A 16,595-nucleotide genomic window follows, 5' to 3' on the forward strand; every position below is an offset into this window, starting at 1 on the left:
AGTTATGGGACAAATATTGCATGGGTGCGCCAAAACAACACAGACGATTCGTAGAGCAATACAAAATAGAAAAGAGAGCATAGCAAAACTCTCCAAGCATTATAACCTTAATCCAAAAACTATTATTAAGTGGAGAAAACGTTCATTTACGAAAGATGCTGATATGGGTCCAAAGCGTCCAAGATCGACTGTTTTAACGCTAGAAGAGGAAGCTATAATAGTTACATTTCGCAAGTATACACTACTGCCACTAGATGATTGCCTTTACGCTCTGCAGTCTACAATTCCGCATTTGACTCGCTCTAGCTTGCATCGTTGTTTACAAAGACACAACATTAGCAGATTACCAACTGTTGATGGAGAAGTTAAGTCAAAAAAGAAATTCAAACAATATCCTATCGGTTACTTTCATATTGATATTGCTGAAGTTAGAACTGAGGAGGGCAAATTACATTTGTTTGTTGCTATTGATAGGACATCCAAATTTACCTATGTTGAGTTGCGTAACAGTGCTACAAAACCCATAGCTGCTGAGTTCTTACGTAATTTGATTAGAATTTTACCGTATAAAATCCATACTATTTTGACAGATAACGGTATACAATTTACAAACCAGAAGCGTCATAAGTATGCTTTCCAGCATATATTTGATAGAGTTTGCGAAGGGAATGTTATTGAACATCGTTTGACAAAAGTTAGCCATCCTTGGACGAATGGGCAAGTCGAGCGTATGAATAAAACTTTAAAGGATGCTACAGTTAAGAAGTATTACTATCAATCGCACCAGCAACTTAAAGAACACCTTTATAACTTTGTTATGGCTTATAATTATGCAAAGAGACTCAAAACTCTTAAGGGTCTTACTCCTTATGAATTTATATGTTATCAGTGGACACAGTCTCCAGAATTATTTATACTAAATCCACACCATCACACTCTGGGACCATACATCTGAGATTACAAATAACCTTATCTTATCTATCGCATCTCCTCTACCTTTAATGTCACCTTCTCTTATAATAGCCACCTTTAAAGTTTTTGGACCATCAAAACAGAAATATACTTTTTCAATATCTAGCTTTGTTGCAATTTCTGTGTCTACCAAAGTAGAAAAGCTTCCTAAAAAGAAATGAGGAAAAAAACCTCCTTTATTTACCGAATGTAAATACGATGGAATTTGGTCAATATATGATAGAAACCTTGCTTTGAAAGATTTAAACTCACTACTTGGTTGAGTTGGATGTTCGGCAGCACTAGCACCTATAACTGAACCTGCTTCCTTAATCAATAACTCTATTAACTCAAAATCTTGTGGTCTTTCTTCGTTTGGCATAAATCCCCCGTTAATATATAACTCTTTTATCTATTCAATCCTAGACTGACCATGCGGTTTTTCAACTTTCGCTTCAGTTAAATTACTACTTGGACCGGGTACATCCTCCCGATAAGGCTCCTTATCAGTAAACTTATTACAATAGGCTGAAAATCTATCTAGAGAAGCACTATCTCCCTGCATTGCTAATATAGAATGTATATAATTAACTTGCTTCACCCTTTGATCAGAACTTAGTTCATTTAGTACTGCCCACACTGCCTTCATGCAGCCCTTTTTCGCCCAATGTACTAATAGATTTCTATCAAAAAAGGTGGATGGATCTATTACCTCCTCTACCTCTTCTTTTATTACAAAAGCACGATGACGGCCAAATTCCTCTTTCATCCACATGTGTATAAAAAGGTTCTCAGCTGCATCTACATAATGTCCAGAATAGTTTTGTATTTCTATAGAGCATAAACGGGTATGATAACAATCTTCTGAAATATCACTTGGCTTTAAGCAATCAAACAATTCCTGAAATTTATCAAAACTAAGCACGTCTTTTATTCTGTTCAAAGAACCATAATGACCATTTTTCTCTAAATCCCTTTTTAAAAGCTCTAGATACCTATCAGTGTTTATCTGATCAAAGAAAAACTCAAATATATCAGGATAAATGCGAAAATTAGGTCCTGCTGAATACACTGCATTTTTCATCAAGATCTCATCCTTCTTTTGTGCACTCATCTCATTCTCAGGTAAAGATTTTATTTTACTCCAAAAGAATTCCACTGCTTCTACTCTTCGCCAACCTACTGCACAATCAAGCCCATACTCATATGGATGACGACCCCTCAAATCCAACTTATCAAGATACCCACTAATGAAATGTGACCAAAACTGTGCTATAGGACCTTCTCCACAGCACCTAACTAAGTGATGATATTCAAGCAAACTTTCATTACCTTGAGCAGACAATTCCTCTTTTCTTTCCTCAAATATAGCTCGTATTTCATCCTCTAAACAACACTCACAGGAAATCTTGTATCTACTTGCCCTACTAAAAGAATTATCTGAATCTGGTACAGCAAACTTTCTACCTACCTTCCGTCTATTAAGCTTGACTCCATGCAATCCTCCTACTTCCTCCCATGATTCCTTATCAGATAACACTTGTGCAAGAAGATTGTGCCCTTTTTGACCACTTCTTTCAATTATCTTCGAATGCGTACAGCACCAGCGTTCAATTTGAAGGAGCTTAGATGCCCTATAAGGATCATCCTCCTTAATAGATGAAAACAAAACTTCTGGAATATCCTCACGATCCATAGTTACCTCCCTTAAAATGAATGAAAAAACACCTTGATTCTTAAATCTATGGCCTATCACAACTAATCACCACTCAGTGTGCCATAGGTATATTACTCTATCTTTAAAACTTTTCAATCACAATTTTAGAAAATTTTTTAGATTTGGAATAATTTTTGATAACAGGCTCAATACATGATCTTTTATTTGTTTTTAAATTTTTTTGTCTTGAGCTTGTACTGATTCTTCCATAAACAAACTACTATTAATTTAGCAAAATATATTATTAAGATCTCCAGTAAAATAACCATTTCCAGCAACCAAAACCAAAGGTTGTGAGAAGAGTTTGTTTTGGGATGGCATGGTCTATCACTCAATACGTGCGAACTTTTCTATATAATAATTCTACTATACCATAAAAGCAGCTATATTAGCCTACTTTTACTACATTTACATACGAACTAACTTACCTAACTTTGTTGCAAAGATTGCAAGTTCCTATTTTCATAACCCTACTTTTACGTAGCTTGTTCTCACAAAGATACGATCTTTTTGGGATCTTTGAAGAAGTAAATAATTGAAATCTTTGTAATACTTGGTTGCAATGTTTTTTAGAGACAAAAGGTATTTTCCTATATCTGAATACAATAAATTTGTAATTCTGAAAAAAATATAAAACTATTGCTAATTATAATAATTGTGTAATAATTAAAACATAAGTTTTTAAGTTAAGGTAGTGTTGTGAATAATCAATTGAAAGAAGTATCTAATCCAATAAATATTCAAGCAGATTTAGAAGAGAACAGTATGGTTGATGGAATAGAAAAGCGGTCAAAAGAACAAGGTTTTTATGCAACACAGACCATACCAATTTATCAAGTTAATCAAAATATTACGTATTCATATTTAGCTACGCTCGATAGTCACTTAAAAAAAGATGAGCATTGTGTACACGAAAGTAATATACATACTGACTTACTTAATTTTGCTTTTCATGGTCACTTAGAGAAAGTTCAAGATCTATTAAACAAAGGAGCTAGCGTTGAGACAGAAGACAACGATGGTAACACGCCTTTGCATATTGCCGCTGAAATGTGTCACTTAGATGTAGTTCAATTTCTGTTAGAAAAAGGAGCCAGTGTTGAGGCACGAAACAACGAAGACTGTACTGCTTTGCATATTGCTGCTAGCGAGGGCCACTTAGAAATAGTTAAAGCTCTATTGGGCCAAATGAATAATGCTGACATACGAAAGAATAGTTTCAAATGTGTCTTGCATATTGCTGCTCGAAAGGGTTACTTAGAAATCGTTAAAGCTCTATTAGACAAAGGTACTGATATTAATGCAACAAACTATGACGGCGATACTGCTTTAAATGAAGCTGCTGGATGTGGTCGTTTGGAAGTAGTTCAATTTTTGTTAGACAAAGGAGCTAGTTTTGAAGCACGAAACGAAGAAGGATGCACTGCTTTGCATATTGCTTGTGAGGTGGGCTGTTTAGGCATAGTTAAAGCTCTGTTAGAAAAGGGATCTGATGTTAATGTAGTAAGCGAAAAAAATGGCGATACTCCATTACATGAATCTGCTAGAATGAATTGCTACAATATAGTTGAATATCTTGTAGAGGAAGAAAAGGCTACTATTGATGTAAAAAACTTGAGAGGCGAGACTCCTTCCGATTTGGCAGATTCTAATGGTTACAAAGATATAGTTAAGTATCTTAGTCTTCGAGTAAGGGAGTGTCCCAAAACCTCGGGAAGTCTGGCTGATGATAAAAATGTGATACAGTATCAAAAAGTGACAGAAAATAAACACCTAACTATAACTAATAGAGCAATAAAGACCAGTTTCTGTGTAGGGATAATGACCATGTTGACAAGTGTGGCTATTGGATGTACTGCTATTCATCTTAGTTTATCAATATCAGCTACTGCTGCATTGATTGTTGGGGCCATTGCTGGTGGCATTACATATGCAGTATTAAAGCCTAATAGTAGGCTAAATGAATGTGAAGTGAATAGGCAAAGCTTACCTCAAATGCCTAAGGACGAATGTTGCATGTCATATTAGTTCTTGCATTTTATGTCATGCGTGTGAAAATGGTGTGTAGTATTTTTAACCGAGGTGGAGTTATGGAATTGAATAAATTGCAGGAAGTATTAAATTCTGCTAACGCTGATGTTGGTTTCAGTAAGAGTAATGTAGTTAGTAAAATAGAAGAGAGATTAAAGCAAGTAGATCCAGGTACATTGTGCCAATTAAGTTTTGCTGTTTTAAAAAACAACAAACAAATGGTAGAAACCCTTATAAAAGGAGGAGCTGATGTTAACACAATTGATGCGTACAATCGTGATCCATTATATTATGCTATCTCACAAGGGAACACAAGAATGGTAGAGATCCTAATAAAAAATGGAGCAAGTGTTAATAAGAAGTATAATGACGGAAGCACTCCTCTACATCATGCTGTCTTGAGCCAAAAAATAAAAATAGTAGAGTATCTTATAAACAATGGAGCTGATGTTAATGCGTTAGATGAAAAACGGCGCACTCCATTATACTTAGCTGGACGAAGTACAAAAATGGTCTCGATTCTCATGAAGAAGGGGGCATTACCTTTACTGGAAAACAGAGATATTGAATTTTTAAAGGATCTAGCTAAACGCATTAAAGATGATGATACAGAGTATTTAAAGGAGGTAAAGGTAGAACAGAAGGAGGGGCGGGTAGATGATAAGTATGAGTCAATTAAATACTCGTTGCTGCTTAGTGATAACAGCTCTTTGACCTCTATTATTAAAAGGGGAAAATTCAAAAATTTAATATCTGATTGGTCTTTCAACGTACCTGATTTAAAAGATAACCAAAAAAATTTGAATAAGGCACTGTTAAATCTTCTTACAGACTTTCCATTTTGTGACATTACAAGGTTTGAGGACTTTTTACACGATAACAAAGGTGATGATCTAAAAGCTGTTCTCAATCTTCAAAGGGGAGAATCCAAATTGACAATACTACATGTAATACAAGGTATGGAGTATTTAGCAGTGGAAAAAGACATAGGTTGTGCAGTTAGTGCATTTATGACTTTACTTTTAAAATCTGGTGCTGATCCTAACATAGTTAACAGTGAAGGGCAAACACCTTTGCACTATGCTGCTTATTATAATACTTTAAATATACCTTTGCTTCTGAAAAAAGGAGCACGTGGTCAAACTGACAGACAAGGAAAAACTCCTCTAGACATTGTAATTATTAACAAAAAACCTTTTGAAGTGAATCTTTTAGAACAGATCTTTTTAACTCAGGAGCAATTGGAAGCAAAAAATGATTTAGAAGGTATTTGCGGTCATAGCTTTAACACTAATCGACTAAGAAAGTTTTTCAATCAGCACAAAGGAAATGAAGGTCTTAAAGAGATTCTCAATCTTCGTGATTGCGAAGGAAAGTCTCGAGTTTTTCAAAAGATTAGGGAGGCTTGTTATGGTAATGAAACTCATTTCAAAGAAGCAAAAAAGTTGCTGCTAGAAGCAGGAGCGATTGATTACGAAGAGTGGAAGGACAAAAAACGTTTGCCTAAGCTTAGAACTCTATGGGATGATTTAATATTAGATCAGTCGGAAAAGTTGAAAATATTTTTGGGTAGGGTAAATAAATCCAAAGATATAGATGAGTTAAAACGCGTTGTAAACGAAGCTATAGAACTTGGGGTAAGGCTGAACTTTCCTAACCAGGGTAGTATATACGGAAAGGTATATGAAAAGGAATATAGTTTTACAGATTTTGTGATAAGAAAGATTAGTGAATTAAGAAAGAGTTCCGAAGGTTCAAGGAATATAGAGGTTGCTAGTGGTATAGTATGTCAATTGATATCAAAAGGGGCAATTTTGTACAACATAAGCAGTATATATGTAATTGACGAACTGGAAGAGTTTGAAAGCCACAAAGCTAATATGAAAAACGCTTATGCAGATTATGAGAATCGTGCTTTAGATTTCATAACAATCGTTCAAAGCGCAACAAGTGGTAAGGTAAGAGACGTAAAAATCGACAACTCTACTCTCTGTCTTGAATATTCACAGGATAGTAAAGTAGATGTTGCAAAGATTACAAATGGAGCAAGGGGTTTAGGTATCACTCAGGAAGGTGTACAATACGGAAGAAATATAATAAAGATAGGTAAGAGTGAGGTAGAAATTATAACGGAAAACGCTATAAGGAATTATGTAGGCCTAGCAGATGGTAGTAATATAGTATTGACTTTCGATACTGGCTTGGGAGAGTTGGAAGTGAGATTATACCCTGATAAGCAAAATCTAATAAAGGTAGAAGTAGAAGATCAAGAAAAGTGGAAAAAATTACAGAATTGTGAGGAACGAATAGGGGAAAAATGTTTGCTTGGTGGGTGTTCAGTACGTGATGCTATTGAACGAGGTTTTTTTACTAGATCTGGAGAGTTGATTCGTTCTGAAACAATTAGTCAATCTGATGCAACAAAAGTGGGCCCTTGGGCAAAGCGCGAAAAAATGAGAAAAGCTTCAAGTCTTGAAGAAACAGTAGGCCGTTCTCTATAATGAAGTGAGGGAGTGTTAAATAAACCATACGCGTCAAGTTAAGGAAAAGTGTAAGTAAAGTTGATAGAGTGAAGGAAAATAATAAGGTATAAATTCTCTTGGATATATGAATGAGAGAACTTACAATGGACAGAATAGCTTGCTTATCAAAAGACCTCAATGAATTCTTTAATGAAAAAGCAGACGAAATATCAATTGCAGTAGGTTTTATAAAAAGAAAGAGAAAACTTAATGGCTCATCATTCATAAAAGCTATAGTTTTTGGTAACATAGGAGTTGATGATTGCAGCATAGAAACAATGTGCCAATTGCTAAATGAAGACTCGATAGAAATTACAAAACAGGGTTTAGATTTTAGGTTTAGTGAAGAAGCAGTTGAGTTCATGAAAAAAATGTATAACGAAGCTTTGTGTTTATTTAAAAAAAGTCTACAGATTGATTGCAAAATTTTACAGCAATTTGGAAGCGTTAAATTATTGGATAGCAGCTACATTAGCCTGCCCAGTAGCATGGAAGATATGTACAAAGGATATGGCAGTAGCTATAGAGATTGTGAGAATAATACCAAATCAGGAATAAAGCTACAGTTAGTCTTTGATTACCTGAATCAAGCGCTAGATAAGTTAAATTTTATGGAAGGAATAAGGTCGGATCAAGGTTATAGGGATTATCTGAACGGTTTATCAGCCAATGATTGCTAATATTTGACTTGGGCTACTTTGTGCCTAGTTCTTTTAAACAGATTGATGAAGCAGGTGCATATTTTGTTAGTCGTTATAAGTCTGATACCAATATATATGATATAGAAACAAATCAAAAAATAGAGCTATTGGAGTATTTAGAAGGTCAATTATCTTCAGAAAAAGAAGTATTATTAGGAAAGGAAGTAAAAATTAAGGTAAGAATTATATGTCAAAAGCTAACTGAAGAACAGTCTATGGCTAGAAGAAGAAAGGCTAATAAATTAGCAAAGTCACATGGATATACATCTTCTCAAAAGAATCAAAAGTTATTAGATTGGTCAATATTTATAACTAATGTTCCAGAGAGTAAAATTAATGCTGAACAAATATTGACGGTTTATAGAGTAAGATGGCAAATCGAATTACTATTTAAACTATATAAAAGTCATATCAATCTTGATAAACTAAAAGGAAAGACAAATCCATTTAGAGTATTGTGCGAGCTATACGCAAAATTATGTGCTATTCTCGTATTTCACGAAATGATTGGCTGTGTAAAACTAAAAAAGAACACGGAGCTCAGTTTAACAAAGGCATTTATTGAATTGAAAAGGCGGGTTAGAGAGCTCTTTTTGATATTAAACAATATTGTCAATAATTTAAAAATTTTTCTAAAAAAGCTTACTATAATCTGGTCAAAGTTTTCTTTGAAAGACAGATATAGGAAGACCAGGGTATCTACTTTAAGCTCTCTACATTCCTTAACTTGACGCGTATGGTTTATTTAACACTCCCCCACTGGACATTAGGTTTGGGACAAAAGGCTGAATAATGGGAGCTGTGTGAGTCGAGAGGGTGCGCCGTGGTACGCATTAAGAAATACTTAGCGGAGCTAAGCGGGGTTCAGAATAAATGGCCTCGAGGTGAACAACTAACTTCAACCCGAAAGGGAAGGAGGACAAGAGCATGTATGTAAAGCGAGAGTTATCTGAAGATGTGTAAGGTAACGGCTTGCAACACCTGATCAATATGGTTAAAGCTAAACTGCTTGAATTCTAATCTTCAGGGGTGGGATTTCACATCCATGGGTATCACATTTAAAACCCCATGTCTACAGTAAGCACAAATTAAACTTTCGTTTGTGTGACATTCTGGCTGTAGAACGATAAGTAGTGAACTTATTTAAGAGGATGAATAGAAAACCTAAGTTGATCTAGAACAGTTCTTAGTGACGGAACATGGGATGACCTAAGGAACGCGAGTTCTATGGTTACGGAGTCATCGTAGTAGTCGTGAAAGTAACGAATCACCGGGGAGTGTGGGAAAGCCACATACAGGGCAAAGGGTGACAGATAATTGAATGTTGAAATTGGGAGGTACGCAAGATGCGGAAAGCTGAAACAATACTTAACATTATACGTGAACGTGGACAAAGAAATTTGCCGGTTAAAAACGTATATCGCCTACTCTATCAGCGTGATCTTTACCTTCGGGCGTATGGCAAACTTTGTCGTAATAAAGGTGCTATGACAGAAGGTGTGACAGTTGAAACAGTTGATGGTACGTCTTTGGAAAAGATCGATAAAATCATAGAGGGTTTACGCTATGAGCGATATCGGTGGACACCAGTAAAACGTATCTATGTTTTAAAGAAGAGTGGTAAACGCAGGCCGTTAGGGTTGCCAACATGGTCAAATAAGTTACTTCAAGAAGTAATTCGATTAATATTGGAAGCCTACTATGAGCCTAAATTTAGTGAATGTTCACATGGATTTCGACCAAAGCGTGGATGCCACACTGCATTAAGAGCAGTAATGCAAAAAGGCAGAGGTACAAAATGGTTTATAGAGGGAGATCTCAGTGCATGTTATGACTCAATTGATCATACTATGTTGTTGAAAATACTGAGAACCTGTCTTGAAAGGAACTAAGCAGCTAATTTAGCAAGCATAATAGTAATCATATTAAAGGAGATATTAGTTTTTGAAGTAAGAGGAGAATGCTCATAATCCTTGCTCATACGTCTAAAATTGGAAAGCCAAGCAAAAGTTCTTTCAACAATCCACCGTTTAGGAATAACTTGAAATCCTACAGCATCAGCTGCTTTTTTAGTAATCGTCAATAAACATCCTGTTTTCAATAAACAGTAATTTTGCAATTTACCAATATATCCCTGATCAGCGAGAAACCTTTGTAGCGTTGAAGCTTTTCGTTTAGCTTGAGTAAAAAGATTTAGAGCACCATCACGATCTTGAATGCCTGCACTATGAACATCAGCTGTAATAATTAGGCCTATTGTATCCACAATGATGTGACGTTTTCTACCCTTTATTTTCTTGCCAGCATCATATCCTCTGGATCCCCTTTTTGAGTGGTTTTCACTGATTGACTGTCAATTATTCCTACCGAAGGTATTTCATTTTTGCCAACCATTTTTCTTACCTTTTTTACTAACATATCGTGTATTTCTTCCAATTTGCCACTATTACGCCACCTGAGAAAATAATCATACACCGTTTTCCATGGCGGAAAATCTTTTGGCAGCATTCTCCACTGGCAACCACCTTTCATTATGTATCTTATTGCATTAATAATTGTTCTAATATTGTGCTTTCTTGGCCGTCCTACTGCACCTTGTGCAACACTTGGCTCCAAAATTTCCCATTCTTTGTCACTTATATCACTTGGATACATTTTTACCTACTATTTTTTACTTATCTCATCATATTCTCTTTCTCATTTCTTTTCAAGACAGGCTCTGAGTGAAAGCTTCCAAGATAACCGTTTTATTCAGCTAATCAATCGACTGCTAAAAGCAGGATATATGGAAAATTGGAAGTACAATAAGAGTCATAGTGGGGTACCACAAGGTTCTATTATTGGTCCAATTCTGAGTAACATATTACTCGATCGGTTAGATAAACATGTGGAGCATATACTAATACCAGCAAATAACCGAGGTAAGCGAAGAAGGACAAATCCAAAATATTTAAGGTTAACCATGCAAGTATCGATGATGAGAAAACAAGGGAACTGGGATCAAGCAAAACAACTGCGTCAATTAGTGCAGGGTATGCCATCTAAGGATTCTTGCGATCTAAATTATCGACGTCTTTGGTATGTTAGGTATGCTGATGATTTTCTGATAGGGTTTGCAGGACCAAAGAATGAAGCTGAACAAATTAAGAATGAGATTGCTGGGTTTCTCAATGAGGAGCTCAAACTTATGCTTAATGAAGATAAAACGTTTATTACACATGCGTGTGATAGCAAAGCCAATTTTTTGGGTTATGAAATACATGTTTTGCATGCAGATGATAAACATGATCATCGGACACAACGATGTATTAACGGTAGTATTGGGTTACGTGTACCACATCATATAAAGCAGAAAAAGTGTTCTGAATATATGCGTTGTGGTAAACCGATACATTTACCTCAACGTACAATTGATACAGCTTACAGTATTGTTGCTCAGTATCAAACTGAATATCGAGGAATTGTACAATACTACAAAATGGCCTACAACCTTCACACACTAAGTTATCTGAAATATGTGATGGAAGTATCATTAGTAAAGACTTTAGCATCTAAATACAAAACAACTTGCAGGAAAATTTATAGAAAATTTGGTGCGACGATCGAAAATGATGAAGGTGAAAAACGAAAAGTCATCCAAATCAGAGTAGATCGTTTACCATCAAAGATACCATTAATTACACACTTTGGTGCTGTGTTGCTAAAATGGAATAAATGGGTAAGCATAAGTGATAACCTTATACCAATATGGAATAAGCGTAGTGAAATAGAGCAAAGACTATTGGCACAAACTTGTGAATTATGTAAATCACAAGAGCAGATTGAAGTACATCACGTACGTAAACTTGCTGATTTGCTAGGTAAACGTAATACTGAACTACCGGAATGGAAAAAGAGAATGATTGAACGACAGAGGAAAACTCTTGTTGTTTGTCATGAATGCCATAAGAAAATCCAATATGGAAAATATGATGGTGACTCCTTAAAACGTTAGATTATTGGAGAGCCACGTGATACGGAAACGATCATGCGTGGTTCGGAGAGGGGTTGTTGGAAAAGTACTTAACAAGTAACTCGCTGGCTGCCCACTCTACCACAAGTCCGGTTTCGAAGTCGAGTGGGGAGAGGTGACTTTCCTCACTTAGATAACTCAAGTGTGTCAAATAAAACGGACTTCTTGGTTGTCGGCGAAAAACCCATACGCGTCAAGTTAAGAGATTGTGAGCAAATTTAGAGAGGTTAAAGTGGATACTCTAGCCCTTCTGCGTTTGTCTTTTAATGAAAATCGCGACCAAGTTATAGTGAGTTTTTTAAGAAATACTTTTAAACTATTAATCTTGGTTGATACTAAAAATAACTCTCTAACCCGTCTTTTTAGCTCAATAAATGCCTTTGTTAAGCTAAGTTCTGTATTCTTTTTCACTTCTGTGCAACCAACTATGCCGTGAAATATAAGAATTGCGCACAATTTAGCATATAGTTCACATAATACTCTGCATGGCTTTCCTTTTAGCTTATCAAGCCTGATATGGCTTTTATACAATTTAAATAATAACTCAATTTGCCACCTTACTCTGTAAATCGTTAATACTTGCTCAGCACTAATTTTATTTTCTGGAACATTAGTTATAAATATTGACCAGTTCAACAATTTTTGATTTCTTTTAGAGGATCTGCGATCTTGCTAATCTATTAGCTTTCCTTCTTCTGGCCATAGACTGTTCTTCAGTTAGTTTCTGACATATAATTCTTACTCTAATTTTTGCTTCTTTTCCTAACAATACCTCGTTTTCTAAAAATAACTTATCCTCTAAACATTCTAATAACTCCATTTTTTGATTTGTTTCTACATCATATACGTTGGTATCGACGACTTATGAAATAAGCTCCTATTTCATTGATTTGTTTAAAAGAACTTGGCACAAAATAACCGAGATCAGATATTAGCAAATCATTGCTTGATATATTACTTAAATGTTTCCTATATCCCTGGTCTGATCTTATTCCCTCCGTTAAATTAAGTTGGTCTATTATCTGATTCATGTAATCGAAAACTAATTGTAACTTTATTCCAGACTTAGTATTGCTTTCATAGCCACTGTAGCTAGTACCATAACCTTTATACATCTCTTCCATACTGTTAGGTAGAGTAATATAGCTACTGTCCAATAATTTAACACTATTAAATTGCTGTAAGATTTTGCAATCAACTTGCAAGATATTTTTAAAGAGAATCACAGATTCATTATACATCCTTTTCATAAATTCCACTGCTTCTTCAGTAAATCTAAAATCCAAACCTTGTTTTGTTATATCTCTCGTTTAGTAATTGACACATTGTTTCTACGCTACAATTATCAACTCCTATATTACCCAAGACCATGGCTTTTACGAATGATGAACCTTTTAGCTTTCTCTTTCTTTTTATAAACCTTGTTGTAATTGAGATTTTGTCTGCTTTTTCATTAAAAAATTCTTTGAGCTTTTTTGATAAGCAAGTTATTTTATTCATTGGTTCTCTCACTAAAAGTACATCTGGGAGAACTTATACCTTATTATTCTATCTCTTTCATACCTTTATTTCCTTAACTTGACGCGTATGGTTTATTTAACACTCCCAGATTCTTTGCAATTTTGGCTTTTTCCGCCTTCTTGACCTTTCCTTCGATAATCTCCATACCTTCAGATAAGAACTCATAAAGTTCGTTGCGTATCCCTGTATTTCTCCATTAAACCACTGCTTGCTTCACTATGTTGCCTTGTAAGCAGATCTTTAATGCTGACTGATAACGCCTTTGCTATTTCATATAACTTTTCAAGTGGAACAGCAATGTTCATAGTCGCTTATTTTTTGACGCGTTGTACTAATTTTTTTTGCCAAGTCTTCCTAAGTGCATTTTCGCATTATCCTTAGCTTTTTTATCCTTTGTCCCATCCTGTAGTCTACAGAAGTAGTTTTTTCTTCTGCATTACTATATTCTTCAGTTCGTTGCTTGGAAAATTATTTCAACAGAAACTCCTACTTTAACTAGATTCTTTGCCACCTCTATTCTTGCCACTTTTCTACTATTTTCCTTGCTAACTTGTGCAGATGTAATTAATAGACTTCTTTCGAAACTAGGATAAAGTAGTAAAAATAGTAATTTTGAGGTAAGGAGAAATGAAGTATGAAATAGTGAAAGAGCTATAAAGGGGAGTTTCATTACGTAATTCTTAAACGATTGCTCATGGTATTTTCTCATACTTTTCTATTAGATCTAATCCCTCACTCTCGAGATAACTGTTTTCATTTGATACAGGAATAAGATCTATAATGCTAACTGATAGTGCTTCTGCGATGCTATATAACCTTCTGATTGAAATTTTACGCTTTCCTTTTTCATACTGTAGTATGACCTGATATTTTGTACCGATTTTACTTGCTAAATCCTTTTGAGTATATCTCTTCGCTAGCCTACAACTTCTTACTTTCTGTCCTACTTTGTAGTCTAAAAAATTAGAGCAGTCACTCTTTATCTATAAAAACAAATACTTACATTCTATACTGACTCCTTAATAACCAGAAGAACTATCTCAATAAAGATCATTTCAACAAGCTTAATCTATCTTCTTTCAAGCAATTTCTCTATATCACTCAGTTTCATTTCTATATAAGTTGGTCTTCCGTGATCAGAATATGGCGTTTCCTCCATTTGCCTTAGCAACTCATTCACTTCTTCTAACCTCATTTTCTACCCGCTCTAATTGATCCATGACAAGCGATAGTTGCCAACACTTTATCTTCTACTGGCAATGTATCTTCTTTTTGTCCATGCTAATAGGATATAGATTTAACATAAAATTTGCTACTGAAATGTTGACATTAAGTTTCAAGATCTTTATCATGTAAAGGTGTGGGCTCACGATGTTAGGTAATTGAGCTTGTGGGCTCGTGTTTTTATTAGGCTCTCACACCAGAAATAAGCGTTTTTAAAGCTCTTTATAGCTACTAAATCTATGAATTCATTTGCTGGCGTTTTTAGGCGCTTTATGAGGGAGTTATAAAAAGATGTACAAAAGGACGTCTAAAGTAGAGGGTGCTATTCTAAGATGATCTCTGAAAGCCGTTTTTTTCATCAATACATTTAAAACTTTGAAAAATAAGCTAAAAATAAAAGAGTTGAACATTTCTTTAGAATTGTGTATAATTGTTAATGCTTTTTAGGTTAATTTTATGGCTCTTTCGAAGTTTCTTGATCCAAAATTAGATTTAACATTTAAGAAGATCTTCGGTACTGAGAAAAATAAGAATATCCTTATTCACTTTTTAAATGACATCTTAGGCTTTACTGGTGTTAACACTATACAAGATGTTGAGTTCCTTAGCACTATCATGAATCCTGAGATTGCTTCTGATAAACAAAGCATCGTTGATGTTCTTTGTAAGGATTCATACGGAAATAGGTATATTGCGGAAATGCAACTCGCTCGTGATAAAGGCTTTGAAAAACGCGCCCAACTCTATGCTGCTAAAGCTTACTCAAGACAATCTGGCAATTACATTGATTTTAAGAAAGTATTCTTTATTGCTATTTCTAATAGTACGCTATTTCCTACAGAGGTTGAGTATATTTCTACTCATAATATACGAGAGATAAAAACCAACGGACATTATCTAAAAGATTTTCAATTCGTTTTCATTGAGTTGCCTAAATTTACAAAAAACAGAGTAGAACAACTAGAGAACACAGTAGAAAGGTGGTGTTTTTTTTTCCGGTATGCAGAAGATACTACAGATGAAGATTTAAGAAAAATAGCAGAAAAATCACCAATAATAAAGCTAGCATATGATGAGTTAGACAAATTTCATTGGAATGAAAAAGATCTAATGGCGTACGAGGAAAGAATAATGAATCTACAGAAAGAAGAAGCCATCCTTGAATATAGGCTTGATCTTGCTAAAGACGAAGGCATCCAAATCGGTCATGAAAAAGGCAGAGAAGAGGGTGAGAAGGAAGCTAAAATAGCAGTTGCAAAGAATCTACTTAAAGCAGGTGTTTCTATTGATATTATAGCTCAAACTACTGGTCTTACAGTTGATGAAGTTAAAGACTTAAGCTGATTCTATCTTTTGACACCTAGATGAACATCTTTGTACTAGATGAAAACCCAGTAATTGCAGCACAAATGTTGTGTGATAAGCATATAGTAAAAATGCCATTAGAAACTGCTCAGTTATTAAGTAATGTTTTTTCAATAGCATTAAAAGCGCCAAATCCTTTTGTCAGTACCACAGATCAGAATATAGCAGTTCCATATAAACTCACTCACAGCAATCATCCTTGTTCTTTGTGGGCTAGGCAATCGAAAGGGAACTTTTGTTGGTTGATAGAGTACGGAAAAGAATTATGTAAAGAGTACACTTGGCGATACAAAAGAAAGCATAAATCAGAAGAAGTAATAGATTGGTGTGATAGTAATAAGGATTTACTCATTTTTCGATCAACTGATATGCAAGCTTTTATACAAGCACTGCCCGATCGGTATAAATGTACTAATCCTGTAAAAGCTTATAGGGAGTATTACCTACAGGAAAAGATGAGATTCGCTAAGTGGGAAAATGGAAGAGAAGCACCAGGTTGGATAGTAGGAAATCCTGCTACACATTTTTTCCACATCTTTTCTTGATAAGGA

The 16,595-nt window shown here is 34.9% G+C and carries 12 protein-coding genes and 4 pseudogenes; 8 read left to right on the forward strand and 8 right to left on the reverse strand.

Going from position 1 to position 16,595, the window contains the following annotated elements:
- The first annotated feature begins 4 nt into the window (after positions 1-4).
- The gene (locus HUB92_RS01500) at positions 5-955 is read left to right on the forward strand and encodes an IS481 family transposase (RefSeq protein WP_209472420.1); all 951 of its coding nucleotides are present in this window, start codon (positions 5-7) and stop codon (positions 953-955) included.
- On the opposite strand, the gene HUB92_RS01505 is transcribed toward HUB92_RS01500, so the two are convergent.
- Together HUB92_RS01505 and HUB92_RS01510 are read right to left on the reverse strand one after the other, a co-directional pair.
- Positions 917-1,333 carry a hypothetical protein gene (locus HUB92_RS01505; RefSeq protein ID WP_209473045.1) on the reverse strand — a complete coding sequence of 139 codons (417 nt, stop codon included), beginning with the start codon at positions 1,331-1,333 and terminating at the stop codon, positions 917-919. The genes HUB92_RS01500 and HUB92_RS01505 overlap by 39 nt on opposite strands.
- A 30-nt stretch (positions 1,334-1,363) precedes the next feature.
- On the reverse strand, positions 1,364-2,647 hold the full coding sequence (locus HUB92_RS01510) for a hypothetical protein (RefSeq protein WP_209473047.1): 1,284 nt from the start codon (positions 2,645-2,647) through the stop codon (positions 1,364-1,366).
- Positions 2,648-3,367: 720 nt separating this feature from the next.
- On the opposite strand from HUB92_RS01510, the gene HUB92_RS01515 reads away from it, so the two are divergent.
- The 4 genes and pseudogenes from HUB92_RS01515 (at position 3,368) to HUB92_RS01530 (ending at position 9,814) form a co-directional block, all read left to right on the forward strand.
- A complete protein-coding gene (locus HUB92_RS01515) occupies positions 3,368-4,696 on the forward strand; it encodes an ankyrin repeat domain-containing protein (RefSeq protein WP_209473049.1) in 1,329 nt (442 codons plus the stop codon).
- A 62-nt stretch (positions 4,697-4,758) separates the two neighbouring features.
- Complete coding sequence (locus tag HUB92_RS01520; protein WP_209473051.1) at positions 4,759-7,200, forward strand: ankyrin repeat domain-containing protein; 2,442 nt, start codon at positions 4,759-4,761, stop codon at positions 7,198-7,200.
- 125 nt (positions 7,201-7,325) lie between these two features.
- Positions 7,326-8,653 (forward strand): annotated as a pseudogene (locus HUB92_RS01525) (IS4-like element ISWosp9 family transposase).
- A 615-nt stretch (positions 8,654-9,268) separates the two neighbouring features.
- The gene (locus tag HUB92_RS01530; protein WP_244663093.1) at positions 9,269-9,814 is read left to right on the forward strand and encodes a reverse transcriptase/maturase family protein; all 546 of its coding nucleotides are present in this window, start codon (positions 9,269-9,271) and stop codon (positions 9,812-9,814) included.
- On the opposite strand, the gene HUB92_RS01535 is transcribed toward HUB92_RS01530, so the two are convergent.
- Positions 9,811-10,577 (reverse strand): IS5 family transposase gene (locus tag HUB92_RS01535; RefSeq protein WP_410543339.1). Its coding sequence is split into 2 segments (ribosomal slippage): positions 9,811-10,250 and positions 10,250-10,577, totalling 768 coding nucleotides; the frame shifts between segments, so codons are not numbered across the junction. The two genes, HUB92_RS01530 and HUB92_RS01535, sit on opposite strands and share 4 nt — an antisense overlap.
- Between HUB92_RS01535 and HUB92_RS01540 the strand changes: the two genes are divergently transcribed.
- Entirely contained in the window at positions 10,552-11,916 is a 1,365-nt protein-coding gene (locus tag HUB92_RS01540; protein WP_244663094.1) for a reverse transcriptase/maturase family protein, read from the forward strand. The genes HUB92_RS01535 and HUB92_RS01540 overlap by 26 nt on opposite strands.
- A 216-nt stretch (positions 11,917-12,132) precedes the next feature.
- On the opposite strand, the pseudogene HUB92_RS01545 reads toward HUB92_RS01540, so the two are convergent.
- The 5 genes and pseudogenes from HUB92_RS01545 to HUB92_RS01565 form a co-directional block, all read right to left on the reverse strand.
- Positions 12,133-13,434, reverse strand: a pseudogene (locus tag HUB92_RS01545) (IS4 family transposase).
- Positions 13,435-13,616: 182 nt separating this feature from the next.
- On the reverse strand, positions 13,617-13,760 hold the full coding sequence (locus HUB92_RS01550; protein WP_182282559.1) for a hypothetical protein: 144 nt from the start codon (positions 13,758-13,760) through the stop codon (positions 13,617-13,619).
- Between the two features lie 143 nt (positions 13,761-13,903).
- Positions 13,904-14,164, reverse strand: coding sequence for a hypothetical protein (locus HUB92_RS01555; RefSeq protein WP_209473053.1), 261 nt, complete (start codon positions 14,162-14,164; stop codon positions 13,904-13,906).
- Positions 14,154-14,438, reverse strand: a pseudogene (locus tag HUB92_RS01560) (helix-turn-helix domain-containing protein); the annotation flags it as partial. The gene HUB92_RS01555 and the pseudogene HUB92_RS01560, both read right to left, overlap by 11 nt.
- An 86-nt stretch (positions 14,439-14,524) precedes the next feature.
- Positions 14,525-14,724: pseudogene (locus HUB92_RS01565) on the reverse strand (DNA mismatch repair endonuclease MutL); the annotation flags it as partial.
- A gap of 411 nt (positions 14,725-15,135) precedes the next feature.
- Between HUB92_RS01565 and HUB92_RS01570 the strand changes: the two are divergent.
- Together HUB92_RS01570 and HUB92_RS01575 are read left to right on the forward strand one after the other, a co-directional pair.
- Positions 15,136-16,023, forward strand: coding sequence for an Rpn family recombination-promoting nuclease/putative transposase (locus tag HUB92_RS01570; protein WP_209473055.1), 888 nt, complete (start codon positions 15,136-15,138; stop codon positions 16,021-16,023).
- A gap of 20 nt (positions 16,024-16,043) precedes the next feature.
- The gene (locus HUB92_RS01575) at positions 16,044-16,589 is read left to right on the forward strand and encodes a pyrimidine dimer DNA glycosylase/endonuclease V (protein ID WP_007549769.1); all 546 of its coding nucleotides are present in this window, start codon (positions 16,044-16,046) and stop codon (positions 16,587-16,589) included.
- The last annotated feature ends 6 nt before the right edge of the window (positions 16,590-16,595 follow it).

Origin of the sequence: Wolbachia endosymbiont of Wiebesia pumilae (assembly GCF_017869285.1) — a bacterium.
Taxonomy (GTDB): domain Bacteria; phylum Pseudomonadota; class Alphaproteobacteria; order Rickettsiales; family Anaplasmataceae; genus Wolbachia; species Wolbachia pipientis.

Bases quoted from the DNA above. Each gene is read 5' to 3' on its own strand.
- HUB92_RS01500 (WP_209472420.1), top strand. From the start codon at position 5: ATGGGACAAATATTGCATGGGTGCGCCAAAACAACACAGACGATTCGT.
- HUB92_RS01505 (WP_209473045.1), bottom strand. From the start codon at position 1,333: ATGCCAAACGAAGAAAGACCACAAGATTTTGAGTTAATAGAGTTATTG.
- HUB92_RS01510 (WP_209473047.1), bottom strand. From the start codon at position 2,647: ATGGATCGTGAGGATATTCCAGAAGTTTTGTTTTCATCTATTAAGGAG.
- HUB92_RS01520 (WP_209473051.1), top strand. From the start codon at position 4,759: ATGGAATTGAATAAATTGCAGGAAGTATTAAATTCTGCTAACGCTGAT.
- HUB92_RS01530 (WP_244663093.1), top strand. From the start codon at position 9,269: ATGCGGAAAGCTGAAACAATACTTAACATTATACGTGAACGTGGACAA.
- HUB92_RS01550 (WP_182282559.1), bottom strand. From the start codon at position 13,760: ATGAACATTGCTGTTCCACTTGAAAAGTTATATGAAATAGCAAAGGCG.
- HUB92_RS01555 (WP_209473053.1), bottom strand. From the start codon at position 14,164: ATGAGAAAATACCATGAGCAATCGTTTAAGAATTACGTAATGAAACTC.
- HUB92_RS01570 (WP_209473055.1), top strand. From the start codon at position 15,136: ATGGCTCTTTCGAAGTTTCTTGATCCAAAATTAGATTTAACATTTAAG.
- HUB92_RS01575 (WP_007549769.1), top strand. From the start codon at position 16,044: ATGAACATCTTTGTACTAGATGAAAACCCAGTAATTGCAGCACAAATG.